The sequence below is a fragment of the Paracoccus cavernae genome (genome assembly GCF_042430175.1).
In the GTDB taxonomy this organism is placed as follows: domain Bacteria; phylum Pseudomonadota; class Alphaproteobacteria; order Rhodobacterales; family Rhodobacteraceae; genus Paracoccus; species Paracoccus cavernae.
The window spans coordinates 169970-193705 of record NZ_JBHMDZ010000013.1; the positions used below are offsets into that span (position 1 = coordinate 169970).

The window sequence follows — 23736 nt, forward strand, 5'->3', positions numbered from 1 at the left end:
CCATCCGGGGGTGAGCGTTTCCGTTTTTACGGAGTCCGCATGAACGGCGTCTTGCCAGATCAGGCCCTGCGCGTCCTGATCGCCAATGGGGCGATCACCGCAAGCCAGCCCATTCTTCCCGAACAGATCCAGCCCGCGAGCCTCGATTTGCGGCTTGGCCAGTCGGCCTGGCGCGTCCGCGCCTCGTTCCTGTCGGGTCGCGATCGTCTGGTCTCCGAGCGGCTCGCCGATTTCGAAATGCACCGCATGGATCTGAGCGGCGGCGCGGTTCTGGAAAAGGGCTGCGTCTATCTGGTCCCGCTGATGGAGCGACTATGTCTGCCCAAGGGGCTCGATGCGGTGGCCAATGCCAAATCGTCGACCGGCCGGCTCGATCTGCTGACGCGCCTCGTGACCGACAACGGCACCGAATTCGACCGCCTGCCCGAGGGCTATGACGGCCCCCTTTACGCCGAGATCTGCCCGCGCTCCTTCTCGGTCCTCGTGCGCCCCGGCATGCGCCTGAACCAGCTGCGCCTGCGTCAGGGTCAGGCCGTGCTCGACGATGGCGAGCTGCGCGCTCTCCATGCCGCAGAGCCCCTTGTCTCTGGCGAGGCATTGATCGACGAGGGTCTGGGCTTTTCCGTCGATCTGCGCCCCGAAAGCGGCGATCTGGTCGGCTACCGCGCGCGGCCCCATACCGGCGTGATCGACCTAGACCGCATCGGGGCCTATCCCGCCCGCGACTTCTGGGACACGCTCCACACCGATGACGGCAGCCTGATTCTCGACCCCGGTGCCTTCTATATTCTCGTCAGCCGCGAAGCCGTGGCGATCCCGCCCGATTATGCCGCCGAGATGTCGCCCTATCTCGCCATGGTCGGCGAGTTCCGCGTCCATTACGCGGGCTTCTTCGATCCGGGCTTCGGTCACGGTGTCGCGGGACAAGGCGCACGCGGCGTGCTGGAAGTGCGCTGTCACGAGGCCCCCTTTGCCCTCGAACACGGGCAGGTCGTGGGCCGTCTGGTCTATGAGCGCATGGCCGAGCGCCCGGAACGCCTTTACGGCACCGGCATCGCCTCGAATTACCAAGGTCAGGGCCTCAAGCTCGCCAAGCAGTTCCGCTAAGGCTGCCGGCGCGCGCCCCATCCGGTCCCTGCCCGTCGCGTCACGCCCTTCTGCCGTTGACCTGCCGCGCATGGGGGTATAGCTCAATCCCATGACCAAGATGCCGACCCTTTTCGCGACGCTCTATTACCCGCTGCCATAGGTAGCGGTCACTTTGTCATGTCCCCGCTGCAACTGTCAGCGGTTCGCCATGATTTCTCCATGAACCCCTGACTCTCTTTTCAGGATGCCGTTCATGCCCGCCCTCCCGCCCTCCTCCGTGACGATCATCGGCTTTGGCGCCTTTGGTGCGCTGATGGCAAACCATCTCGGGGCATTGGCTCCGCTTTCGGTCTATGACAGTGATCCGGCCGCGAGGGATCGCGCAAAGGCGCTGGGGCTGCGCGTGCTGGACGATCCGGCAAAGATCACCGCCTCCGTCGTCGTTCTGGCGGTACCGGTCCAGACCCTGCCCGCTTGTCTGGCGCAGATCGCGCCGCATCTCGGGAGGGGCCAGATGGTGGTCGATGTCTGCTCGATCAAGGAAGAGCCTGCACGGCTGATGCGCGAGATGCTGTCGCCCGAGGTCGAGCTTCTGGCCAGCCATCCGATGTTCGGTCCCGCCAGCGCCCAAGGGGGAATCGCGGGTCAGCAGATCGTGCTTTGCCCTTTGCGGGGTACGGGCTGGCCGCGCGTCGCAGCCGCCTTGCGCCGCGCTTTGGGGCTGAAGGTCATTGTGACCACGCCCGAAGATCACGACCGGCAGGCCGCGCTCTCGCAGGGGCTGATCCATCTTCTGGCGCAGATCCTGCCGCCCGCAGCCAAAGCCCCGAAAATCCGCACCAAAAGCTACGAGCTGCTGTCTCAGGCCCTCGCCATGGTCAGCCATGACGCGCCCGAGGTGGTCGAGGCGATCACGCGGCGCAACCCGCATATGGCGGGGCTGCGCGCGCATCTTTTGAAGGCGCTGGAGTAGAGCGCTCCCGCCTTAGCGGCCCAAGCGGCGCGTGATCTGCGCGGCCTGACGGGCGCGTTTGGCCGCCTCGCGCGCGTTCTTTTGCTGTTGGCGCATCTGCGGGCTGACGGTTTGGCCCTGCGTTTTCGCAGCCCCCGCGCCCGTGCCTTTCGCGGCGCCGGCCTGTTTGCTCATGGCTTTGCTCGCGCGGCGCATGGCCCAGTTGGCAAGCTGGCGGCTCGCCATTTTGGTGATCTGGTCGATAATGCTCTTCATCGCGTTCCCCTGTCCTATTCGTCGTCGAAAAGATCCTCGGCGGGGCCGTTGGCCTCGTCCTCGGCGTGCTTTTCAGGCAGCAGACCCGCAGGCAGCCCGTCGGATGGCGGACGCGATTCCAACAGGCCCGCCGCGCGGAGCTCGGTCAGACCCGGCAGATCGCGGGCGCTTTCGAGGCCGAAATGGTCGAGAAAATCCTCGGTCACGACGAAAGTCGCCGGACGGCCCGGCGTCATGCGGCGGCGGCCGATGCGGACCCAGCCCATCTCGATCAGCTGGTCCAGCGTACCGCGGTTCACGGCAACGCCGCGGATCTCTTCGATCTCGGTGCGGGTGACGGGCTGGTGATAGGCGATGACCGCCAGAGTTTCGGTCGCGGCGCGCGAGAGGCGGCGGTTTTCAACCGCGTCCTCCTCCATCAGAAAGCCGAGATCGCCCGCCGTGCGGAAGGCCCATGCATCGCCGACCTTGACCAGTTGAACGCCCCGCCCCTCGTAACGCACGCGCAGCCCGTACATGATCTCGGCCGGCTCGCTGCCCGGCGGCATGCGTGCGGCGATCTGGCGCGTGGTCATGGGCTTGGCGGAGGCAAAGAGAATCGCCTCGACCATGCGCTCCTGCTCGAACAGGGGCGGCGGCGGAAATGTGTTGAGGTCGGGCTCGGGGCCGTCGGCCGTTGCGGATGCAGTGGTATCGGAGAGGTCGTTCACGTCGGGTCCGATTCTTGGTTGCGCCGCCGGATCGTGATCGGGGCGAAGGTTTCGGATTGGTGGATCTCGATCGCGCCCTGCCGCGCCAATTCGAGCGAGGCGGCAAAAGTCGCCGCCGTGGCCGAGCGGCGGCGCCGGCTTTCGCCTTCCCAGCCATCGGGGAGAAACTGTGCCAAAGCGGTCCAGTCGCCGGTAAAGCCGATCAGCGAGCGCAGACGGTCGAGCGCTTGCTCCATCGTGAAAACATCACGGCGATCAAAGGCATAGGGGCGAAACTCGTCACGGGTTCTGAGCCGCGCATAGGCCCGCATCAGGTCGAGAAGCCCCGCTTGCCAGCGGGTTTCGCGGTTGCGGGTGATCTCTTCGGGGGCACCGCGCGCGAAGCGCTGATGGCCGAGCCGGTCGCGGGCCATCAGCCGCGCCGAGGCCTCGCGCATGGCCTGCAGACGTTCGAGCTGGAAGGCGAGATGACTGGCCATATCCTCGGCCGAGGGGCCATCGGCTTCGGGATCGGGCGGAAGAAGCAGGCGCGATTTCAGATAGGCGAGCCATGCCGCCATCACGAGATAGTCGGCGGCAAGTTCGATCCGCAGGGCACGCGCCTGATCGATGAAGGCGAGATATTGTTCGGCCAAGTCGAGGACCGAGACCGCCATGAGGTCGACCTTTTGCCTGCGCGCCATCGTCAGAAGCAGATCGAGCGGGCCCTCGAAGCCCGAGACATCGACCATCAGCACCTCTTCGGCGCGCCGTTCGGCTACGGTCTGATCCGGCGCGGCTTGCCCCGTCGGGCCCTGCCCCTCTGCCGCGGGTGTGCCGGAAATCGCGATATCGGGGCCTGCCGGCGAAAGATCAGTCATTATCGGGAAATCAAAGGCCAATGCGCGGGGCGGGAAAGGGGAAGACGGAGCGAGCCGAAGCTCTTTCTTTGCAAGATTGTGTCAGAATCCGCAAGCGCATGGTCCCTGTCAACATTTGAGCGGGCGGGGTGAGGCGGACGGCCCCCTCCCCGCGATGCAAGGCCGATGCGGGGCCCTGCCCCGCACCCCGGGATATTTGGCCATGAAAGAGGGGATCAGGCGAGGCCGCCCAAAGCGCGCAACTCGGCGCGAAGATCCGCAAGATCGGCATCGTCGGGTGCTTTGCGGAAGGACAAGGCGGCATTCGCGCGTCGCAGCGCGGCGTCCCGAAGTCCGCCCGAGGCGGCAACGATCCGCTCCATCTCGGGGATGGTTTCGTTGCAGCTCAGGACCATGTCGCAGCCGGCCGCGATCGCTGCTGCGGCGCGCTCGGGCAAGGTTCCCGAAAGCGCCTGCATCCCGATATCGTCGGTCATCAACAGCCCGTCGAAACCGATGCGGTTGCGGATGAGCTCGATCACCGGCTTCGAGGCGGTCGCGGGGGCATCATCGACGGCGGTCAGGCGGATATGGCATGTCATCGCCATCGGCAGATCGGCCAGAGCGCGGAAGGGCGCGAAATCGGTCTGCTCGAGATCGTAGAGCGTCGCGTCGATCACCGGCAGGTCGTGATGGCTGTCGACCTTGGTGCGGCCATGGCCCGGCAGATGTTTCATCACCGGCAAAACGCCGGCAGCCATGAGACCGTCGGCCGCCGCGCGCCCCAAACGGGTCACGGTTTCGGCGTCGCCACCGAAGCAACGGTTGAGCAGGAAGGGATGGGTGGTTGCGCCTGCGATATCGAGACCCGGCGCGCAATCGACGTCGATGCCCATCGCCTGAAGCTCTTCCCCGAGCAGTCGGTATTGCAGCCAGACCGCACGCTCGCCATGGGCGGCGAGATCAAGCGGCGCGGCGAAATCGGTCCAATGGGGGGCGCGCATGCGCTGCACGCGGCCGCCCTCCTGGTCGATCAGGATGGGGGCATCGCGGCCCACCGTCTCGCGCAGCCCGGCGGTCAGGCGGGTCAGGCGTTCGGGTGTGTCGACATTGCGGCCGAACAGGATGAAGCCCCAAGGATCGGCGGCGCGGAAAAAGGCGCGCTCGTCGGGGGAAAGATCGGGACCGGCGATCCCTCCGAGGATGGTCGCGCCGGTCTTGCTTGTGATCCCGCTCACTTTGCGGTCGCCGGGATACAGTCGATGCCTTCGGCGATCAAAGCGGCGCAGAAGCGGCGGGCCTCGTCGCGGCTCTCGAAGCCGGCTGCGCGCAGACGCCAGAAGTTGCGCCCGCCGCTTTCGGCTTTCTGGATGACTTGTGCCTTGCCCGAGAACAGGCTGCCGAATTTGCCCGAGACGCGGTTCCACTCGCCTTCGGCCAGCGCATTGCTGTCGAATGCGCCGATCTGGACCATGGCCGCACCCGAAGCGATCGCCGAGGGGGCGACTTTCGGTGCGGGTGCCGGAGCGGGCGCCGCGGCGGCGGCCGTTTGCACCGGAGCGGCAGCAGCAGCCGGGGCTGCGGCGACAACGGCGGCGCGGCGCGGACGCGGTGCCGGACGGGCCGAAACCTTGACGGCTGCGGGCGGCGGCACGGCTGCAGCAGCAGCCTCGGTCAGGGCGGCGTTGATCGCATCGGTATCGGCGGCCTCGCCCGAAAGACCGGTCACGGCCTCGTTGGCGGGAGTTTCGCCGATCGGAGCAGCGGGCGTCTCGGCGAGACTTGCCAGACGCTGCGCTTCGGCGGCGGCAGCGGCCTCTGCTGCGGCAGCAGCTTCGGCATCTGGGCGCGGGATCACGCGCTCGCTGTTGGCCGTGATCGGCAATTCGGTATCGCGCGAGGGCGTGCGCGCGGTTGCGCCCAGCTCGCCCATCGCGACGTCTTCGTCGGTGAGATTGGTGGTTTCGGGGGCAATCGCGACCTGATTGGCCGGACGCTCGTTCGCGCCACCCGCGACGTTATTGACGGCCAGGCCGGTATAGGAGGTCAGCTCGCCGCCCGGGTTGTCGGGAGCCGAGCGTGCCTCGCCCTGAATGGCGCGGATCACCGGCACGCCGGAGACATCGCGGACCACGAGCTTGTAGCCCCAGACCAGCAGCATCACCATCAGCCCGACCGAGACCAGCGCGCCGAGATATTGCGTGAAACGGCCGACACGGCCGATCACGGTCGTGCCTCCGGTCAGCAACCCGTCGTCACCCTGCGTATGATAGCGCGATTCGTCCCATTGCGGATCGTTGTCCCAATCCTCGGCATCCCCGTCGTAACGGGGATCGCCGCCATTGGGATAGTCACGCACCTGCCGGGGCTGTGCACCAACAAATCCGCCGGAGCGGAAATCAACCACTGCCATGTCCTGCCTGCCTGCCGGTTGGTCCGGCCTAAATCGTTGACTGCTCACTCAAGGCCGACCCGGCGCCTGTATCAGCGCATTTCCGTTGCCGGCGTGACCCCAAGAATACCAAGGCCGGCCGAAATAACAACGCCGACGGACCGCGCCAATGCGATTTTTGCGGCGGTTGCCTCGGGATTTCCGTCCTGCACGAAGCGCAGCGAGAGGTCGTCATTGCCGCGGTTCCACAGCGAATGCAGGTCCGAGGCCAAGTCATATAGGAAGAATGCAATGCGGTGCGGCTCGTTGGCGCGGGCCGCGATCTCGACGATGCGTGGCCATTCTGCAACTTTTTTCGCAAGCTCAAGCTCTGCCGGATGCGAAAGTTGCGTCAGATCGGCCTTTGCCAGCGCCGCATCCGAGACATCGACCCCCATGTCGGCCGCGCGCGTCGTCACCGAATTGATGCGCGAGCTGGCGTATTGGACGTACCAGACAGGGTTGTCCTTGGACTGCTCGAGCACCTTGTCGAAGTCGAAATCGAGCGCCGCATCGTTCTTGCGGGTCAGCATGTGGAAACGCGTCACATCGGCGCCGGCCTGTTCGACGACATCGCGCAGCGTGACGAAAGTCCCTGCCCGCTTCGACATCTTGAAGGGCTCGCCGTTCTTGAAAAGCTTCACCAACTGGATCAGCTTGACATCGAGCGGCACGCGACCGTTCGACAGCGCCTTGACCGCTGCGGTCATGCGCTTGACATAGCCGCCGTGATCGGCGCCGAAAATGTCGATAAGCTGGTCGAAGCCGCGGTCGATCTTGTCCCAGTGATAGGCGATATCGGGTGCGAAATAGGTCCAGCTGCCGTCGGATTTCTTGACCGGACGATCAACGTCGTCGCCGTGCAGCGTCGAGCGGAAGAGCGTCTGCTCGCGCGGCTCCCAATCTTCGGGGGTCTTGCCCTTCGGCGGTTCGAGCACGCCCTCGTAGATCAGCCCCTCGGCCTGCAGCCGCGCGATCGCGGCCTCGATGCGGCCGGTCCCGTAAAGTGCCTTTTCGGAGGCATAGACGTCCATCTCGACGCCGAGCATCGCGAGATCCTCGCGGATCATCGCCATCATCTCGGCGGTGGCGAAATCGCGGATCTCGACCAGCCATTCGGATTCGGGGCGGTCGATCAGGCTCGCGCCGTATTTTTCCTTCAGCTTCTCGCCGACGGGGATCAGGTAGTCGCCGGGATAAAGCCCCTCGGCGATCTGCGGCTCGAGGCCGTTGGCTTCGCGGTAGCGTTCGTAGGCGGAACGCGCCAGCACATCGACCTGCGCGCCGCCGTCGTTGATGTAATACTCGCGCGTGACATCATAGCCCGCGAAGTCGAGCAGCGACGACAGGGCATCGCCGAAAACCGCGCCGCGGGTATGGCCGACATGCATCGGGCCGGTCGGGTTGGCGCTGACGAATTCGACGTTGACCTTGAGGCCCTGCCCAAGCGTCGAGCGCCCGTAATCGGCACCGGCTTCCAGCGCCGAGCGCACGACGCCCTGCCAGTTGTCGTCCGCAAGGCGCAGGTTCAGAAAGCCGGGTCCGGCGACATCGGCTGCGGTGATGCGCGGGTCTTCGCGCAAAAGTTCGGCAAGCGCGTCGGCGATCTCGCGCGGCTTTTTGCCGGCCGGCTTGGCCAATACCATCGCGGCATTCGTGGCCATATCACCGTGGGCCGGATCTCGCGGCGGTTCCACGGCGACAGCAGTCATGTCCAGCCCGTCGGGCAGGACGCCCGAGGCCGCAAGTTTGCTCAACGCGTCAAGGACCAGCGTGCGAATATCGGAAAAGAGGTTCATGGGATCCATCCTAGATTGCTATGCGGGATAGCCTTGCGGGCAAGGGGCAGTCAACCTCCGGCCATGCTTCGGGCCCCGCAATTCGGGCTAATGGCGCGCGAAACCGCGTGAAAACGTGCAGATACGCGCGATTTGCGCGTCAAGGCGGGGCGAGGCACCATTCCGAACCCCAAAACCGTCCGCGCCGTTCGGCCGGAGCGGAGCACCCCTGCCCGCCCCTGTTCCGCGCGGGGCGCATTTCGTGATCACGATTGACGTTTCCAGGCAATTGCGGTAGTGGCCGAATATCGCATTCGGCGACATTCACAGGGGCGTTTGGAAGATGCGTCCCGACCAGCCGTCAGGCATGGACCTGCCCGCTGTTTTGGACACTCAAGCACCATCGCGAAAGCCCTAATGACCAAATTTACCGATCTCAAGCTGGACCCCAAGGTCCTTCAGGCAATTGCCGAGGCAGGCTACGACAGCCCGACCCCGATCCAGGCCGGTGCGATCCCGCCCGCGCTCGAGGGCCGCGACGTCCTTGGTATCGCCCAGACCGGCACCGGTAAAACCGCCAGCTTCACGCTGCCGATGATCACCCTTCTCGGCCGTGGCCGCGCTCGTGCGCGCATGCCGCGCAGCCTCGTTCTTGCGCCGACCCGCGAGCTTGCCGCTCAGGTCGCCGAGAACTTCGACGTTTACGCCAAACACACCCGCCTGACCAAAGCCCTGCTGATCGGCGGCGTTTCCTTTGGCGAGCAGGACAAGCTGATCGATCGCGGCGTCGACGTGCTGATCGCAACCCCGGGCCGCCTGCTCGACCATTTCGAGCGTGGCAAGCTGCTGCTGACCGGCGTTCAGATCATGGTCGTCGACGAGGCCGACCGCATGCTCGACATGGGCTTCATCCCCGATATCGAGCGCATCTTCCAGCTGACGCCTTTCACGCGCCAGACCCTGTTCTTCTCGGCCACGATGGCCCCCGAGATCGAGCGCATCACCGACACCTTCCTGCATTCGCCCGAGCGGATCGAGGTGGCGCGTCAGGCGACGACTTCGGAAACCATCACCCAGCGCCTGATCGAGATCACGCCGACCCGCAAAGACCAGACCGCCAAGCAAAAGCGCGAGCTGCTGCGGGCGCTGATCGATTCCGAGGGCGAGACGCTCCAGAACGCGATCATCTTCTGCAACCGCAAGACCGACGTCGATATCGTCGCGAAATCGCTCAAGACGCATGGCTATGATGCCGCGCCGATCCACGGCGATCTCGACCAGAGCCAGCGCATGCGCACGCTCGACGATTTCCGCGACGGCCGCCTGCGCTTTCTCGTGGCCTCGGATGTGGCAGCGCGCGGGCTCGACATTCCTTCGGTCAGCCATGTCTTCAACTTCGACATGCCGAGCCATGCCGAGGATTACGTCCACCGCATCGGCCGCACCGGCCGCGCCGGCCGTCTGGGCACCGCGATCACCATCGGCACGCCCTCGGACGAGAAACTTCTTGCGGCGATCGAAAGCCTCGTGAAGCAGTCCCTGCCCCGCGGTTCGATCCCCGAAGGCTTCTCGCTTTCGGCAGCAGCCCAGGGCGCGCCGCGCGTCCATCCGGGCCAGCAGCGCGGCGGCCGCAACGAGCGCAACACTAAGTCGCGCCGCCACCCGCGCGATCACGAGCATAACGAGCAAGCCGCAATGGCTCCGATCGAGGTTCCGGTTGCAGCGGCTCCGGCCGAGAAAGCCGCCGAGCCCCGCCGTGAAGAGCGTCGTGAGGAGCGTCGCGATACCAGCCGTGACGAGCGCCGCGACAACGGCCGCCGCAATGGCCGCAACGACGACAAGCGCGACGAGCACCGCCACGACGACAGCCGCGGCGAACATCGTCACGAGCACCGTCAGGAGCCGCGCAACGACTCGCGTCAGGACCAGCCGCGCAACGAGCGTTCGCGCGACAACCGCCGCGAAGACCGCCAGCCGGTTCTGGGCATGGGCGACCATGTTCCCGACTTCATGCTGCGCAGCTTCCGTCCGGCGATCCTCGTGAACGAAAGCGTCGAGGACAGCGCCGACAAGCCGGAGAGCGAAGCCGAGGTCGTGACCGAGCAGGGCGAAACCGAACGTCCGGCATCGGGCCGTTCGCGCTCGCGTTCGCGCTCCGACAGCCGCAAACGTGACGGCGAATCCCGCAAGCGCGACGGCGAAAGCCGCAAATCCGAGCCGCAGGTCGAGATCATTCCGATCCAGACCACTGTCACCGAACTGCCCGAGCTTCAGGCCGAAGCGCCCGCTCCGGTCGCGGTCGAGGTTAGCGTGGTCGAAGCGCCTGCCCAAGCCGAAGCGCCGGTCGTGACAGCGGCAGTAGCCGCCGAAACCAAAGCCGAAACCGCGCCCGAGGCTGTTTCGCCCGCCGAAGCTGCGGCTCCGGCCGAAGCGCCGGTCGAGGGTGCGGCAGCCGAAGAGGCTCCGGTGAAGAAGGCTCCGCGCAAACGCGCGCCGCGCAAAACCACCAAAGCCGAAGCCCCCGCCGTCGAGGCAAGCGCGACCGAAGCCCCCGCCGCAACGGAGGCAGCCCCCGCAGCAGCCGACGCCGAGGCAGAGGTCAAAAAGCCCGTGCGCAAACGTGCACCGCGCCGCAAGGTCGTGAAGGAAGGCGAAGCCGAAGCGGCAGCTCCGGCAGCCGAAGCGCCCGCCGCACCGGCAGCGCCCTCCGAACCCGAGGCCTGATCCGGCGAAATCATGAGCGCTGACCCGTCATCTCTTTCCCGTTCATCGGGTTCGGGGCGTCGGGTCGCGCTTTTTGCTTGCGACATCCTGCTTGGCGCCGCCGCCGCTTTGGGTCAGGCACCTTGGGGGCTTTGGCCCGTCTCGGTCGCGGCCTTTGCGCTGATCGTGTGGCGCGTCGCAACCACGACATCCGCGCGCGACGGAGCCCTGAGCAGCCTGCGCGCGGGCATCGGCTATTTCGCCCTTTCGATGTTCTGGATCATCGAGCCCTTCCTTGTCGAACCCGAGATCTACGGCTGGCTTGCGCCCTTTGCCCTGACAGGAATCGCCGTCGGCGGCGCGCTGTTCTGGGCTGTTCCGACATGGCTGGCGCTTCTGCCGGTACGCGGCGCAGCGATGCGCGGCGTGGCCTTTGCGGCGGCAATCGTGCTTTCGGACTGGCTGCGCGGCTGGCTCTTCACCGGCCTGCCCTGGGCGCTCGGCGGCCATATCTGGATCGACAGCCCCGTCGGACAGATCGCGGCATTGGCGGGCAGCATCGGCCTTTCCGCTTTGACGATGTTGCTGGCGCTTCTTCCGAACCTTTTGCGCGCGCTCGACAACAACCGCATGCGCGGCCTGCTTTCCGGCGCGGCGCTTTCGCTCGCCGTTCTTGCGGGCGCTTGGGCCTATGGCAGCGCCCGCCTTTCAACGCCGCTCCCCGATACGACCCGCCCGCAGATCCTGCGTCTGGTCCAGCCCAATGCCGAGCAACGCCTGAAATGGGATCCCTATTGGTCGGGCGTTTTCTTCCAGCGCCTGATCGATCTGTCGAGCGGCCCGACCGCCGAGGGCGGCCGCCCCGATGTCGTGATCTGGCCCGAGACGGCAGTGAACTTCCTGCTCGAGCATGCGGGCACCGCACCCCAAGACATCAAGACCGCGATCGAAGCCCCGCTTTTGCTCGGCATCCAGCGGGTCGAGGGCAACCGCTATTTCAACAGCTTTGCCGAATTCCGCCGCGACGGAACCATCGGCCAGATCTACGACAAATTCCACCTTGTGCCCTTCGGCGAATATACCCCTTGGGGCGATGCGATGTCGCGGCTGGGGATCTCGGCCTTCGCGGCACGCTACGGCAACGGCTATACGCCGGGCGACGGGGCGCATGTGCTGCGCGGTCTGGGCGCGGGCCTGCCGCCGGTACAGGTGCTGATCTGCTACGAGGCGGTATTCTCGCGCCATCTGATCACCCAAGGGGCGGAGCGGCCCGAATGGCTGCTCCAGATCACCAATGATGCATGGTTTGGCACGCAATCGGGGCCGTGGCAGCATCTGGCGCAGGCGCGGCTGCGCGCGATCGAATCCGGCCTGCCGCTGATCCGCGTCGCCAATACCGGCGTGACCGCGGTGATCGATGCGCGCGGCACAATCAAAGCGCAGCTCGACCTCGGCATCGAAGGCCGGCTCGACGCCGCACTGCCCGCCTCCCTTGCCTCGACGCCCTGGAGCAAACTCGGCGATTGGCCCGCCGTTTTGCTCGCCGCGCTGGCCCTGCTCGGCGCAATCGTGGGAAGTGGATTAAAACGCAATCCATCCGCAGGTTGACCTTGGCCATATTAGGGCCTATTTCCAATTTCTGACTGTCACAACGGCTTCCTGGCGTGACGGCTAAGGCTAACGGAGCAACCCCATGTCCAGACAGAATTACGTGTTCACCTCGGAATCGGTTTCCGAGGGCCATCCCGACAAACTTTGCGATCAGATTTCGGATGCCGTGCTCGATGCATTGCTGGCCGAGGACCCCAATGCCCGCGTCGCATGCGAGGCTTTTGCCACCACCGGCATGGTGATGATCGGCGGCGAGATCGGTCTGGACGATAAAGACCGCCTGTCGCATTACATGAACGGCATCAGCCAGATCGCGCGCGACGTGATCCGCGACATCGGCTACGAGCAGGAAAAATTCCACTGGAATACCTGCAAGGTGCTCAATGTGCTGCACGAGCAATCGGCGCATATCTGGCAAGGCGTCAAGAACGACGCGGCGGGCGATCAGGGCATCATGTTCGGCTATGCCGTCGATGAAACCCCCGAGCTGATGCCCGCCCCGATCCAGTATTCGCATGCGATCCTGCGCCGTCTTGCCGAGGCCCGCAAATCGGGCGCGGAACCGCTGCTCGGCCCCGACGCCAAATCCCAGCTCTCGCTGCGCTACGAGAACGGCCGTCCGGTCGAGGTCACCAGCCTCGTGCTCTCGCACCAGCACAAGGACGAGAGCCAGAGCTCGGACGACATCCGCGCCATCGTCGAGCCCTATATCCGCGAGGTTCTTCCGGCGGAATGGCTGACCGAGAATACCGAATGGTGGGTCAACCCGACCGGCACGTTCGTCATCGGCGGACCTGACGGCGACGCGGGTCTGACGGGCCGCAAGATCATCGTCGACACCTATGGCGGCGCGGCTCCCCATGGCGGCGGCGCTTTCTCGGGCAAGGACCCGACCAAGGTCGACCGCTCGGCAGCCTATGCGGCGCGCTATCTCGCCAAGAACGTCGTGGCTGCAGGGCTTGCAAGCCGCTGCGTCATTCAGGTCAGCTATGCGATCGGCGTGGCCAAGCCCCTCTCGATCTATGCCGATACGTTCGGTACGGGCACCGTCCCCGAGGAGCAGATCGAAAAGGCCGTGGCCCAGGCCATGGATCTGACGCCCAAGGGGATCCGCGACCACCTCAACCTGAACCGCCCGATCTATCGCCGGACCTCCGCCTATGGCCATTTCGGCCGCGCGCCCGATGCCGATGGCGGCTTCTCGTGGGAGCGCACCGATCTGGTCGACGCGCTTCGCGCCGCGGTCTGATCGCGCGAGGAGAAAGGTCGGGGGCTTTGCGCCCCCGCACCCCCGCAGGATATTTCTACATGCAAGACAAAAAAGGCCGCGGCAGTTTCCCCTGCCGCGGCCTTTTGTTTCTCCGGAGAGAAAATACCCTGGGGGAGCGCGGAACGCGCGGGGGCAAAGCCCCCGATCGCTCAGTCGCGGAAGCTACGGCTTTCCTTGACTTGATCCCAAGCCCAGACCACCTCTTGCAGCCGATCTTCGTCCGAGCGGTCTCCGCCGTTCATATCCGGATGAAGAACCTTAACCAATGCCTTGTATTGTTTCCTGATTTCCGCGCGGGTCCACGTATCTTTGGCCTCAAGGATCTCGATCGCGCGCCGCTCTGTCGGGGGCAGTTTGCGCAGGTTGGCCTTTGCGCGAACCTCGGGATTGGTGCCGTTCGCGCCGAGGATCTCGAGCGGATCATCGATCCCGTGACGCGCCCATTTCTGTTCCTGCGTGGCGCGGCCGAAGGGTTTCGTCGGGCGCTCCCAGACAGTGGCATTGTCCAGAAACTCCTGGAATTCCTCTTCGGACTGGCCCTGGAAATAGTTCCAGTTCAGGTTGTACTCGCGCACATGCTCTTTGCAGAACCAGAAGTAATCATCCAGCGAGCGCGGCGATTTGGGTGCGCGATATTGTCCGGGCTCGTCGCAACCTGCCTTGTCGCAACGCCGGGTCGAGGTTTCGAAAGCACCCGACATTCCGCGGCGGCCTTTTGCCCTGCGCTTCTTGTCGGAAGCGGCGGAAATGTCGAAGGCGAACGGGTCCCTAGTAGTCATAGTGCCTGCCTTGTTTTCGTCGGGACCGGTAGTTTAGGCTATTTCACGCCACATGAAAGGGGGGTCGGGATGATAGCCGAAGAGATGCGGTCCAGACTTGCGGAGCTTCAACCGGAAGCAATTGAAATTATAGACGAAAGCGAAAGCCATCGCGGTCACTCGGGTTTTCGCGACGGCGGAGAGAGCCATTTCCGCATCCGTCTGGTCAGTCCGCATTTCGCGGGGCTGAGCCGGATCGAGCGCCATCGCCTCGTCCATCGCACGCTCGGCGATATCGTGCCGCGAATCCACGCACTTGCGCTGGATCTTCAGGAAAGCGCGACCGTTAGCGCCCCCAGTCTTGCTGCACCACCTGCCGAGGCGTAGAAGCCCGTCAATCCCATATCGTCCAAGGATATATCTCCATGCCCATCACGGATTTCAATGACCGCATGCTTTCGCTCGGCCTTGCCCGCGTCAGCGAAGCTGCGGCGCATGCCTCGGCTCTGCTGATCGGCCGCGGAGACGAGAAGGCCGCCGACCAGGCAGCCGTCAACGCCATGCGCGAACAGCTCAACATGCTCGACATCAAAGGCGTCGTGGTCATCGGCGAGGGCGAGCGCGACGAGGCCCCGATGCTCTACATCGGCGAGGAAGTCGGCAGCGGCAACGGCCCCGAGGTCGATATCGCGCTCGACCCGCTCGAAGGCACCACCCTGACCGCCAAAGACATGCCGAACGCGCTCACCGTGATCGCCATGGCGCCGCGCGGCACGCTTTTGCACGCGCCCGACGTCTATATGGACAAGCTCGCGATCGGTCCGGGCTATGCCAAGGATATCGTCAGCCTCGACATGTCGCCCTCCGAACGCGTCCGCGCCCTCGCCAATGCCCGCGGCGTCAAGGACAGCGACATCACCGTCTGCATCCTCGAGCGTCCGCGCCACGAGAACCTGATCGAAGAGGTCCGCTCGACCGGTGCCGCGATTCGCCTGATCACCGACGGCGATGTCGCAGGCGTCATCCACGTCGCCGAAGCCGAGCTGACCGGCATCGACATGTATATGGGTTCGGGCGGCGCCCCCGAGGGCGTCCTGGCGGCTTCCGCACTCAAATGCATGGGCGGCCAGATCTGGGGCCGTCTGTTGTTCCGCAACGACGACGAGCGCGGCCGTGCGGCCAAAGCCGGCATCACCGATCTCAACCGCATCTACTCGCGTGACGAGCTGGTCACCGCGGACGTGATCTTTGCCGCAACCGGCGTCACCAACGGTTCGATCGTGCAGGGTGTCAAGCGCCAGCCCGATTACCTGCAGACCGAAACCATCCTGATGCGCTCGAAAACCGGCTCGATCCGCCGCATGATCTATCGCAACCCGATCCGCTGATCCCTCTGGATCAACCGGATTTTCCGACAAAGGGGGCGGGCCGTGGCGACATGGCCCGCCCTTTTTGCACCTTTGCGCACGCCGCCCTTGCAAGCCCGAACGGAGTGGCGCAGAAAATCGGGCATGTGTGCTTTCCTCAATATCGACAATTCGCTGACCGGCCGGCGCTGGCTCGCCCCCGATCCCACCCTGGAACGCGCGGCCGAGGCCTTGCTGCAAGACACGGGCCTTCCGCTCGCCATCACGCGCATACTCGCCGCGCGGCAGGTCGAGGCGGCGGATGCGCAGGCCTATCTCGATCCCAAATTGCGCGACCTGCTGCCCGATCCGCTCAGCCTGCGCGATATGGCAGCGGCAGCGGCGCGGATCGTCGATGCGGTCGTCAAAGGCCAGAAGGTCGCGATTTTCGCCGATTACGATGTCGATGGCGGCGCTTCGGCCGCGCTCTTGATCGATTGGCTGCGCCAGCAGAACCACAAAGCCACGCTCTATATTCCAGACCGGATCGACGAGGGCTACGGCCCGAACGCCCCCGCGATGGAGATGCTTGCCGCCGCTCACGACCTGATCATCTGCGTCGATTGCGGCACGTTGAGCCATGATGCGCTCGCTGCGGCCAAAGGGGCCGATGTTCTCGTGCTCGACCACCACCAAGGCGGCGAGACCCTGCCGCCCGCATTGGCCGTCGTGAACCCCAACCGCATGGACGAGGACGGGACGCTCGGCCATCTCTGTGCGGCGGGCGTGGTGTTTCTCGCGCTGGTTCAGGCCAACCGCGTCCTGCGCGAGGCCGGACGGGCCCAGCCCGACCTGATTTCGCTTCTGGATCTGGTGGCGCTGGCCACCGTCGCCGATGTCGCGCCGCTGATCGGCGTGAACCGCGCCTTCGTGCGCCAAGGTCTTGCGATCATGGCACGCCGCGAGCGGATCGGCCTTGCCGCACTGGCCGATGTGGCGCGCCTCGATTCGACGCCGACCGCCTTTCATCTGGGCTTCCTGCTCGGGCCGCGCATCAATGCCGGCGGTCGGGTCGGCCGCGCCGATCTCGGCGCGCTCAGCCTCTCGACCGTGGATCCGCGAGAGGCGGAATCCCTGGCCAAGCAACTCGACGAGCTCAACCGCGACCGCCGTGCCATCGAAAGCGCCGTGCGCGAAGAGGCCCTTGCCCAGGTCGAGGCCCATCTCGCTGCCGACAGCGCGGCCAATCTGGCATGGGCTTCGGGCGACGGCTGGCACCCGGGCGTCGTCGGAATCGTTGCCGCCCGCGTCAAGGAAGCCGTGAACCTGCCCTCGGTCGTGATCGGGATCGAGCACGGGATCGGCAAAGGCTCGGCCCGTTCGGTTCCGGGCGTCGATCTCGGCCGCGCCATCCAGCGCCTCGCCGCCGAGGGGCTTTTGCTCAAAGGCGGCGGCCATGCGATGGCGGCGGGCCTGACGGTCGATGCCGAGGCCATTCCCGCCGCCATGGCGCGCCTCAACGCCCTGCTGGCCCGCGAAATGGCGGACCGGAGCGGCGTCAGCGACCTGCGCATCTCGGGCCTTCTGGATCCGCAAGGCGCCACGATCGAACTGATGCATCTGCTGGAACGCGCGGGCCCCTTCGGTCAGGCCGCCCCTGCCCCGCGCTTCGCATTCGCCGACCAGCTGATCGAGGGCGCCTCGGTCATGGGTGAAAACCACCTGCGCCTGCGCTTCCGCAGCCCCGGCTCCCAGCCGATCGAGGCGGTCGCCTGGGGCGCCATGAACGGCGCGCTCGGCCCCGCGATTCTCGCTGCCAAGGGGCGTCGCTTCCACCTCGCAGGAAAGCTGGAATTGTCGCTCTGGGGCGGCAAGGAACGGGTGCGTTTGCGGCTCGACGACGCGGCAATCGCCCAGAGCCTGTAGAGAAGATTAACAATTTTCAAAACAGCGGCTTTTTTGCTCTTGCAGGTCCCGACACCCTGGCCTAAACACCGCCTCACACGAAGCGGCACTGCCGCAACGTGCTGAAAGTGGCCCGTTCGTCTATCGGTTAGGACGTCAGGTTTTCAACCTGAAAAGAGGGGTTCGACTCCCCTACGGGCTGCCACTTCACCCAAGAATTGAGAACTGCGACAAAGACTTACGCTATGTGAGCTCTGCGCGTGTCATCTCCTTCACATGCTTAAGCGCGCCGATAAAACTCTGCCGGAAAGCCCGACTGCCCCATCCGGCTGACGCCCGCGGAGCACCCGTCGCCGCGAGCATAGCCGCCATTGCAATGAGCGACGCCTGCCGGAAACATTCGTCTCGTCCACCGACACGGACGACGTATTCGCCAACGTTTTGCAGGTGCCGAAGGCAGCGGAATCAACGAGGAGCCGGCACGAAAAGACCTAGAGCAAATCAGGTGCCGTAGCGGACCCAAGAGATCACGAAACAGCTCCGCTCAGATCCGAAACACGGCCCGAAACAGGCAAGTCGCTAGGCATGGGCGCCGCCTCCCCGAAACATGCGCAGGATGCAGGCACATCGTCGCTAAAGCTTCGTGCAAAAGCGTGCATTCTGCCAAAGCAACGGGAAATCATCATTTTCATATGGGGTGAAGTGGCAGCCCGTAGGGGAGTCGAACCCCTCTTTTCAGGTTGAAAACCTGACGTCCTAACCGATAGACGAACGGGCCANCGCCGCTTCGTGTGAGGCGGTGTTTAGGCGAGGGTGCCGGAAACCGCAAGATGAAAAATCGGCTTTCCGTCACAAAGATCGAACTTCCTCTCGCGAGCCCCCTATCGGGCCGGCAGCTTGCATGATTTGGAGAAAGAAACCGGCACTTTCCAAAGCTGACGACTCTCGATGCGCTGCATGAAAGCAAGTGAGCAACTCGCAACTTAATCATTGGCATATGCAGCAAGCACCAACGAGCGACGGCATACAGGATCGTATGTCGGCCACCGTTAACGGCTCAATCCGGCGATGGACGCCGATGCCATGCTTTCCTCATTTTCACGACACGACCCGCGGCCGATCCACGAGCGCGACCGGAACCGCGGCGGCAACCAGCGGCTCGGGCAGCTGCGTCCTTAATTTAGAGATTCTTGCGCTAGATCAAAGCCATCGGAGCGGAGAGCTGCTTAGCTTTTCGGATGATCCATGCATGAGGGCGAAATGAAAACCAAGCGTTCGATTACCATCTTGACCGGCCTTGCCGCTTTCTCCCTGATCGCCGCCTGCACTCCGGAGACAACGCCAACGACCGGCCGGAGCGATTACGCCACCTATTGCGCCGACTGCCACGGAGCTAGCGGGAAAGGCAATGGACCTGCAGCCGCAAGCTTGAGCAAGGCCCCGTCCGACCTCACAACTCTCGCCCTCAGGAACGGCGGAACCTTTCCGAGCCTCGCCGCAATGGGGAAAATCCACGGCGGCACGATGGGGCGCAGCGAAAGCGCCATGCCCGAGTTCGGCGCGATCCTGGACGGGAAAACCGTGCTGTTTGATGCGGGTGACGGCATCGAAACCCCCACCCCGTGGCGCTTGGTGGCCCTGACCAAATACCTGCAAAGCATTCAACAGAAGTAAATCGCTCGCTCTTTCGAGAGGTTGCAGGCAAAGTCCTCGCATGAAAGGGAACGCGTCGCCGAGCACATGGCTTCGCGCGGCGGAGGGCAGCGGGTTTGCGGGACGAAGCTACGGGTCATTGAATCAACCGAAGCAAATCTTCATGCGGCTGGTCGACCGCAAACCAAGCAGAGGATTCTACCGGTTCTGGGTCTGGATTTTCGGCAACGATGAAGTGGAAGGAAACAGCGGGCGATAAGAATGGCCGCTCGATCCCGAGCGTCATTGATTGGGGCTCAAAATCGACGCTCGGAATGTTTGCGAAGCCCATATCGGGGTAACGAATGTCCAGTGCCTCACTGTCTTCCGTTCCGATGACGACGAGATTTCCTCCTTCGCGCCATTCCTGCGCATCAAGATACTCGCCTGTACAAGCACTTGCGACAGCTCCTGTCGCGAGCGCCGCTTGCAAACGGAGGCTTTGGACCTTCTTTCCCGCCCGAACCTGAAGCAGCACCGCCGTGCAGGCTGAAAGGGTCATGCCTGCAGGGATCTTGGGCGAGAACGCGATCCCCCTCAGCGATATGTCATCGTCCACAAGAAAGGCCCCAGTTACCCGTGCTTGAAATGACAAGGGTCCAAGTTGTGTTGGCAGGATCAAAGTTTGACGAATTTCGATCATTAGCGAAGCCCCTCCTCGACCAACTCCCCGGCTTTATCGCGAAGGTGGTCGCGATAAAGCGCCTTTGCCAGCGAAGCGCACATCAGCGCCATCACGAAGGCAAAGGGCAAGGCGCCGATAATCATCGCATCCTGTAGCGCACCAAGGCCCCCGCCACCGGCAAGGATGAGCGCGGCGATCAGAAGCGTCAAAATGGCACCCCAGATGATGCGGTGCAGCGCTCCGGTATCGACAGCCCCACCGGCCATGATGGTGTTCATGACCAGAATGCCGGAATCGGCCGAGGTCACAAGGAAGGTGAGGATCAGAACCACCGCAAGGATCGAAACGACCTGAAACAGGCTGTCCGACAGCAGCAACGACAGCGTTGCGAACAGTTTGTTGGTCAGCGAGGCCTCGAGCACCGCCCCTTGCGCGATCCCCTGCAGCTCAAGATCGATGGCGCTGCCGCCAAGAACGGCGAACCACGCGAAACAGACCAGCGAGGGAACGACGACCGCGCCGAGAACGAACTCCCTGATCGTGCGCCCTTTGGAAATCCGCGCAAGGAACAGCCCGACAAAGGGCGAAAAGGCGATCCACCACGCCCAATAGAAGGTGGTCGCACCGGCCTGCCATTGGCCCAGCTCGGTTTCCATCCCGTAGGCCTCGAAGGAGAGCACGGGGAAATGGCCGAGATAGTCGAGGAACGCGCTTGCATAGGTCGACATCGCGAAAGCCAGTGACCCGAAGACCGCAAAGACCCCAAGCAGGATGCACGACAGGATCAGGTTGAGGTTGGAGAGGTACTTCACACCACGCCCGACGCCCGACACTGCCGAAAGGACCGACAGCCCCATGACCAGAACCAGCGAGACCAGCAAGCCGATGACCGAGGGCCGCGGGACTGTCGTGCCGTCGCCAAGCGCCATCAGCCATTGATAGCCGAACACCGCATAGGCCCCTTCCACCAGCTGGCTCACGCCATAACCGATCGTGACCGCCACGCCGAGAATGGTCGCCACGATACCCAGAATGTCTACGATATGCCCGAGCGGCCCGTTGAGCGCCGCGCCGAAGATCGGCGTCAGGGCCGAGCGGATGGTCAGCGGCATGTCGCGCGTATAGGCGTAATAGGCGAGGCAGAGGCCGGTCACGACATAGATCGACCATGCGTGAAAACCGTAATGCATGAAGCTGTAACGATAGGCGGATTGCAATGCCTCGGGAGACAGGGGCTCGACATTGCCTTGGATGATCTCGGGGTTTTGCGCCCAGAGGCCAAGCGGTTCGGCCGTGGCATAGACCATGAGCCCGACGCCGAGGCCCGCTCCGAACATCATCGCGAACCACGAAAAGGTCGAGAACTCGGGCGTGTCTCCGTCACGCCCCAAGCGGCGCCGACCGGACGAGGGAATGATCGCAACCGCAATCAGGAACCATGCGAAAACCCCGACGATCACGACGTAAAACGAGTTGAAAACATGCAAAAGGCCGGCGTTCAGGCGAGACAGGACGTCGCCTGCGCTCAAGGGGAACAGCAAGGCCCAGACGACCAGAAGCGAGATGCTGATTTTGGATATGAGCGCGATAGGCAGAGAGTAGCCCTCGTAAAATCCGTTGTCTCGGGTTTCGATTTCAATATCGGTAAATGGCGGCGATACGTCAGCCATGATGCGCGATGTCTCCTTCATTGTCGCGCTGCATCGGCACAGCGCAATAGGATGCCTGCGCCGGAAACGCGTCCGGCGAGACAGGATGGGATTTTATTGCTCCGAAGCGGCGAACAGAGCATTCGCCAAGCGCCGCGCATGAAGCACGGCAAAGCATCCTGAGGCGTCAACGGTATGTGACGCGAAAGATAAAACAGGCGCTACCAGAGCATATCGAGGCTGCTTCTTAACCCGAATTTCCCGAAGTTTAAACCGCGGAAAGGTAAAAATACGACATTCAGGTATAAAAACGACCTATCGGTCCAGCCTCACCCGCGCATCTCGCCCGACTGTTCATCAGCGATTGCAGGGATCTCTGCCGGTGCCGGGCAAGCTTACCGAGGCAATCCGTGAACTCGATTGTAGCAGGCGTGAAGCCCTTCCGGCTCGGCAGAGCCTTTAATTAATTTCAATTAATAACAAGCGCTTACAAACGGAAAGAACACCATGCAACCACTTCAACGCGGCTCTCGATGACAGCCTTGAACAGCCTGCGCGCAATCGCGCCGGATATATCCGTCGCCCGCTCCGCCGAACTTTCATGTGTGTGTTCAACAACGCAGCGCGCACGACTGGCCATCAGCCGTGAACATCGCTAGAACGTTCCCGCTTTTGAACTTATAGCCCGGAAGAACCATCACGACTGGCAGTCGTGACAGGCTTTCATTCTAGCGACCAAGGTAGCGAAAATGAACATGCCTTTTGTTTCGTTGCGTCCGGAAATCACGCGCGCACATGCACTTACCCTGATGGATTGGTTCGAGGACGAGCGCGTGACGCGCTTCCTTACCGATTCCCAAAGCACATCCCGTTTCATCGCTCAGGCCGTTGAACGAACCCACATGCCGATCCTGACGCACTTGTTCAATCAAGGCAGTCGCTTCTTCATGGTTTACGACCGCAACGACACACCTGTCGGCTTTGTGCGTCTCCTAATGGCGGGAACCGAATGCGAGATAGTCTTGACCATCGGCGACCACGAGAAGTGGGGACGCAGACTCGGGACCAGCACGATCCTTGAAGGGTTGAAAATCGCTTTCCTCGAGATGAAGGCGGAGCGGGTCATCGCAAAAATCCACCCGGAAAACACCCGATCCCTGCGCGGGTTCATGCGCTGCGGATTTGTAGCAAAGCGCGCCACCCCGACCCTCAAGTCATTCACGATGAGTTCGGGGCGGTACCTCCAACTTTTACAGGACGGAGGGATGGCAGTGACAACCGGAATTTACATCACCGAGATTGACAAGGCGCGCCTTCACCGGCTGATAGAATCGGAAGATGATCCCGTCATCGTCGACCTCGAGCACGAGATCGAACGTGCCACTGTCGTACTCCCACAGGAGGTCATCGGCAGCGTCGTGACCATGAACTCCGAAGTCCTCCTCAAGCTCGACGACGAACCAAGGCAAGTCGCCCTGGTTTACCCGCACGACGCCGACGAAGAATCAGGTAAGCTCTCTGTGCTCTCGGATCTTGGCACCGCGGTTCTGGGCCACCAGGAGGGAGACATAATCGACTGGCTGGTGGCAGATCGCACCCGACGAATTCAAATCGAAAAAGTGATCTACCAACCCGAGTCTTGTGGTGATCTGCATCTGTAGTCGCCAGTTCACGAGCCCTGTGACGAACCAGCCTCGATGACAGTCACCAGCGGCGATCTTCGCGGCTCAACAGTGCCGCGAAGATTCCAAACCCGCATGAACCCCACAGCCTTCAGCGCAAAATCGGGCATACAGGCAGATGTTCGGATATAGTTTTGCACAATTTGCGACAGCACTTCGCGGTCGTGCAAATCAGCATGGATGCCGCAAGCTTCTGCAATCATCCCGACAGCGGCAGCAACGGCAGGGACGCGCAAGGCGGTGGCGCTGGTGACTGTGACGCCGGATCGCACCGGCAGCCCAGCGAATAGGCCGAAAGCCTCGGGGCTGGTCAGCGTCACAGCTTTGGATTCAGTGACGCCCTGCCCGAACAGGCGGGCAAGGCGCTGGGTGATACTCATTAACAAAGCACTCGCAACAGACTTGTGGTAATATATTACC

General features: G+C 63.6%; 19 protein-coding genes, 2 tRNA genes, 1 pseudogene and 1 riboswitch. Of the genes and pseudogenes, 11 read left to right on the plus strand and 11 right to left on the minus strand.

The features are described from left to right. The first annotated feature begins 39 nt into the window (after positions 1 to 39). Together ACFFUC_RS10590 and ACFFUC_RS10595 are read left to right on the plus strand one after the other, a co-directional pair. Positions 40 to 1107 (plus strand): 2'-deoxycytidine 5'-triphosphate deaminase, encoded by a 1068-nt coding sequence (locus ACFFUC_RS10590; protein WP_377686052.1) that lies wholly within the window; start codon positions 40 to 42, stop codon positions 1105 to 1107. A gap of 235 nt (positions 1108 to 1342) precedes the next feature. Then, entirely contained in the window at positions 1343 to 2062 is a 720-nt protein-coding gene (locus tag ACFFUC_RS10595) for a prephenate dehydrogenase/arogenate dehydrogenase family protein (protein WP_377686054.1), read from the plus strand. A 12-nt stretch (positions 2063 to 2074) separates the two neighbouring features. Here the strand turns inward: ACFFUC_RS10595 and ACFFUC_RS10600 are convergent, their stop codons facing one another. The 6 genes from ACFFUC_RS10600 to argS form a co-directional block, all read right to left on the minus strand. Continuing rightward, positions 2075 to 2317 (minus strand): hypothetical protein, encoded by a 243-nt coding sequence (locus tag ACFFUC_RS10600; RefSeq protein WP_377686056.1) that lies wholly within the window; start codon positions 2315 to 2317, stop codon positions 2075 to 2077. Positions 2318 to 2331: 14 nt separating this feature from the next. Further along, complete coding sequence (scpB, locus tag ACFFUC_RS10605) at positions 2332 to 2928, minus strand: SMC-Scp complex subunit ScpB (protein WP_377686158.1); 597 nt, start codon at positions 2926 to 2928, stop codon at positions 2332 to 2334. A 95-nt stretch (positions 2929 to 3023) separates the two neighbouring features. Beyond that, on the minus strand, positions 3024 to 3758 hold the full coding sequence (locus ACFFUC_RS10610) for a segregation and condensation protein A (RefSeq protein WP_377686160.1): 735 nt from the start codon (positions 3756 to 3758) through the stop codon (positions 3024 to 3026). Positions 3759 to 4102: 344 nt separating this feature from the next. After that, on the minus strand, positions 4103 to 5104 hold the full coding sequence (locus tag ACFFUC_RS10615; RefSeq protein ID WP_377686058.1) for a glycoside hydrolase family 3 N-terminal domain-containing protein: 1002 nt from the start codon (positions 5102 to 5104) through the stop codon (positions 4103 to 4105). Continuing rightward, complete coding sequence (locus ACFFUC_RS10620; RefSeq protein WP_377686060.1) at positions 5101 to 6279, minus strand: SPOR domain-containing protein; 1179 nt, start codon at positions 6277 to 6279, stop codon at positions 5101 to 5103. The genes ACFFUC_RS10615 and ACFFUC_RS10620 overlap by 4 nt, the downstream gene beginning before the upstream one ends. Positions 6280 to 6350: 71 nt before the next feature. Beyond that, the gene (gene argS / locus ACFFUC_RS10625; protein ID WP_377686062.1) at positions 6351 to 8096 is read right to left on the minus strand and encodes an arginine--tRNA ligase; all 1746 of its coding nucleotides are present in this window, start codon (positions 8094 to 8096) and stop codon (positions 6351 to 6353) included. Positions 8097 to 8492: 396 nt separating this feature from the next. Here argS and ACFFUC_RS10630 point away from each other — a divergent pair. The 3 genes and pseudogenes from ACFFUC_RS10630 to metK all read left to right on the plus strand — a co-directional run. Then, positions 8493 to 10107, plus strand: a pseudogene (locus tag ACFFUC_RS10630) (DEAD/DEAH box helicase); the annotation flags it as partial. Positions 10108 to 10811: 704 nt separating this feature from the next. Then, on the plus strand, positions 10812 to 12386 hold the full coding sequence (lnt, locus tag ACFFUC_RS10635) for an apolipoprotein N-acyltransferase (RefSeq protein ID WP_377686063.1): 1575 nt from the start codon (positions 10812 to 10814) through the stop codon (positions 12384 to 12386). Between the two features lie 32 nt (positions 12387 to 12418). Beyond that, a riboswitch (SAM-SAH riboswitch) is annotated at positions 12419 to 12466 on the plus strand. 5 nt (positions 12467 to 12471) lie between these two features. Continuing rightward, a complete protein-coding gene (gene metK, locus ACFFUC_RS10640; protein WP_377686064.1) occupies positions 12472 to 13638 on the plus strand; it encodes a methionine adenosyltransferase in 1167 nt (388 codons plus the stop codon). Positions 13639 to 13808: 170 nt separating this feature from the next. Here the strand turns inward: metK and ACFFUC_RS10645 are convergent, their stop codons facing one another. After that, entirely contained in the window at positions 13809 to 14438 is a 630-nt protein-coding gene (locus ACFFUC_RS10645; RefSeq protein ID WP_377686066.1) for a J domain-containing protein, read from the minus strand. Between the two features lie 69 nt (positions 14439 to 14507). Here ACFFUC_RS10645 and ACFFUC_RS10650 point away from each other — a divergent pair, with 69 nt between their 5' ends. The 4 genes from ACFFUC_RS10650 to ACFFUC_RS10665 all read left to right on the plus strand — a co-directional run bounded on the left by ACFFUC_RS10650 (position 14508) and on the right by ACFFUC_RS10665 (position 17873). Next, positions 14508 to 14804, plus strand: coding sequence for a BolA family protein (locus ACFFUC_RS10650; protein ID WP_377686068.1), 297 nt, complete (start codon positions 14508 to 14510; stop codon positions 14802 to 14804). A gap of 38 nt (positions 14805 to 14842) precedes the next feature. Next, positions 14843 to 15805: a class II fructose-bisphosphatase gene (gene glpX, locus ACFFUC_RS10655; RefSeq protein WP_377686070.1), complete on the plus strand. Its 963-nt coding sequence runs from the start codon at positions 14843 to 14845 to the stop codon at positions 15803 to 15805. 123 nt (positions 15806 to 15928) lie between these two features. After that, positions 15929 to 17689: a single-stranded-DNA-specific exonuclease RecJ gene (gene recJ / locus ACFFUC_RS10660; protein ID WP_377686071.1), complete on the plus strand. Its 1761-nt coding sequence runs from the start codon at positions 15929 to 15931 to the stop codon at positions 17687 to 17689. Positions 17690 to 17798: 109 nt separating this feature from the next. Further along, positions 17799 to 17873, plus strand: a tRNA-Glu gene (locus ACFFUC_RS10665). Between the two features lie 498 nt (positions 17874 to 18371). On the opposite strand, the gene ACFFUC_RS10670 is transcribed toward ACFFUC_RS10665, so the two are convergent. Next, positions 18372 to 18446 (minus strand) — tRNA-Glu (locus ACFFUC_RS10670). Between the two features lie 482 nt (positions 18447 to 18928). On the opposite strand from ACFFUC_RS10670, the gene ACFFUC_RS10675 reads away from it, so the two are divergent. Continuing rightward, positions 18929 to 19342: a c-type cytochrome gene (locus ACFFUC_RS10675; RefSeq protein ID WP_377686073.1), complete on the plus strand. Its 414-nt coding sequence runs from the start codon at positions 18929 to 18931 to the stop codon at positions 19340 to 19342. Positions 19343 to 19457: 115 nt separating this feature from the next. Here the strand turns inward: ACFFUC_RS10675 and ACFFUC_RS10680 are convergent, their stop codons facing one another. Together ACFFUC_RS10680 and ACFFUC_RS10685 are read right to left on the minus strand one after the other, a co-directional pair. Continuing rightward, on the minus strand, positions 19458 to 20003 hold the full coding sequence (locus ACFFUC_RS10680) for a hypothetical protein (protein ID WP_377686075.1): 546 nt from the start codon (positions 20001 to 20003) through the stop codon (positions 19458 to 19460). Continuing rightward, entirely contained in the window at positions 20003 to 21655 is a 1653-nt protein-coding gene (locus tag ACFFUC_RS10685) for a BCCT family transporter (RefSeq protein WP_377686076.1), read from the minus strand. Before ACFFUC_RS10685 ends, ACFFUC_RS10680 begins: the two co-directional genes overlap by 1 nt. A gap of 728 nt (positions 21656 to 22383) precedes the next feature. On the opposite strand from ACFFUC_RS10685, the gene ACFFUC_RS10690 reads away from it, so the two are divergent. Further along, on the plus strand, positions 22384 to 23295 hold the full coding sequence (locus ACFFUC_RS10690) for a bifunctional GNAT family N-acetyltransferase/nucleoside diphosphate kinase regulator (protein ID WP_377686078.1): 912 nt from the start codon (positions 22384 to 22386) through the stop codon (positions 23293 to 23295). An 8-nt stretch (positions 23296 to 23303) separates the two neighbouring features. Here ACFFUC_RS10690 and ACFFUC_RS10695 read toward each other — a convergent pair whose 3' ends face one another. Continuing rightward, complete coding sequence (locus ACFFUC_RS10695; protein ID WP_377686080.1) at positions 23304 to 23696, minus strand: hypothetical protein; 393 nt, start codon at positions 23694 to 23696, stop codon at positions 23304 to 23306. Positions 23697 to 23736: the final 40 nt, after the last annotated feature.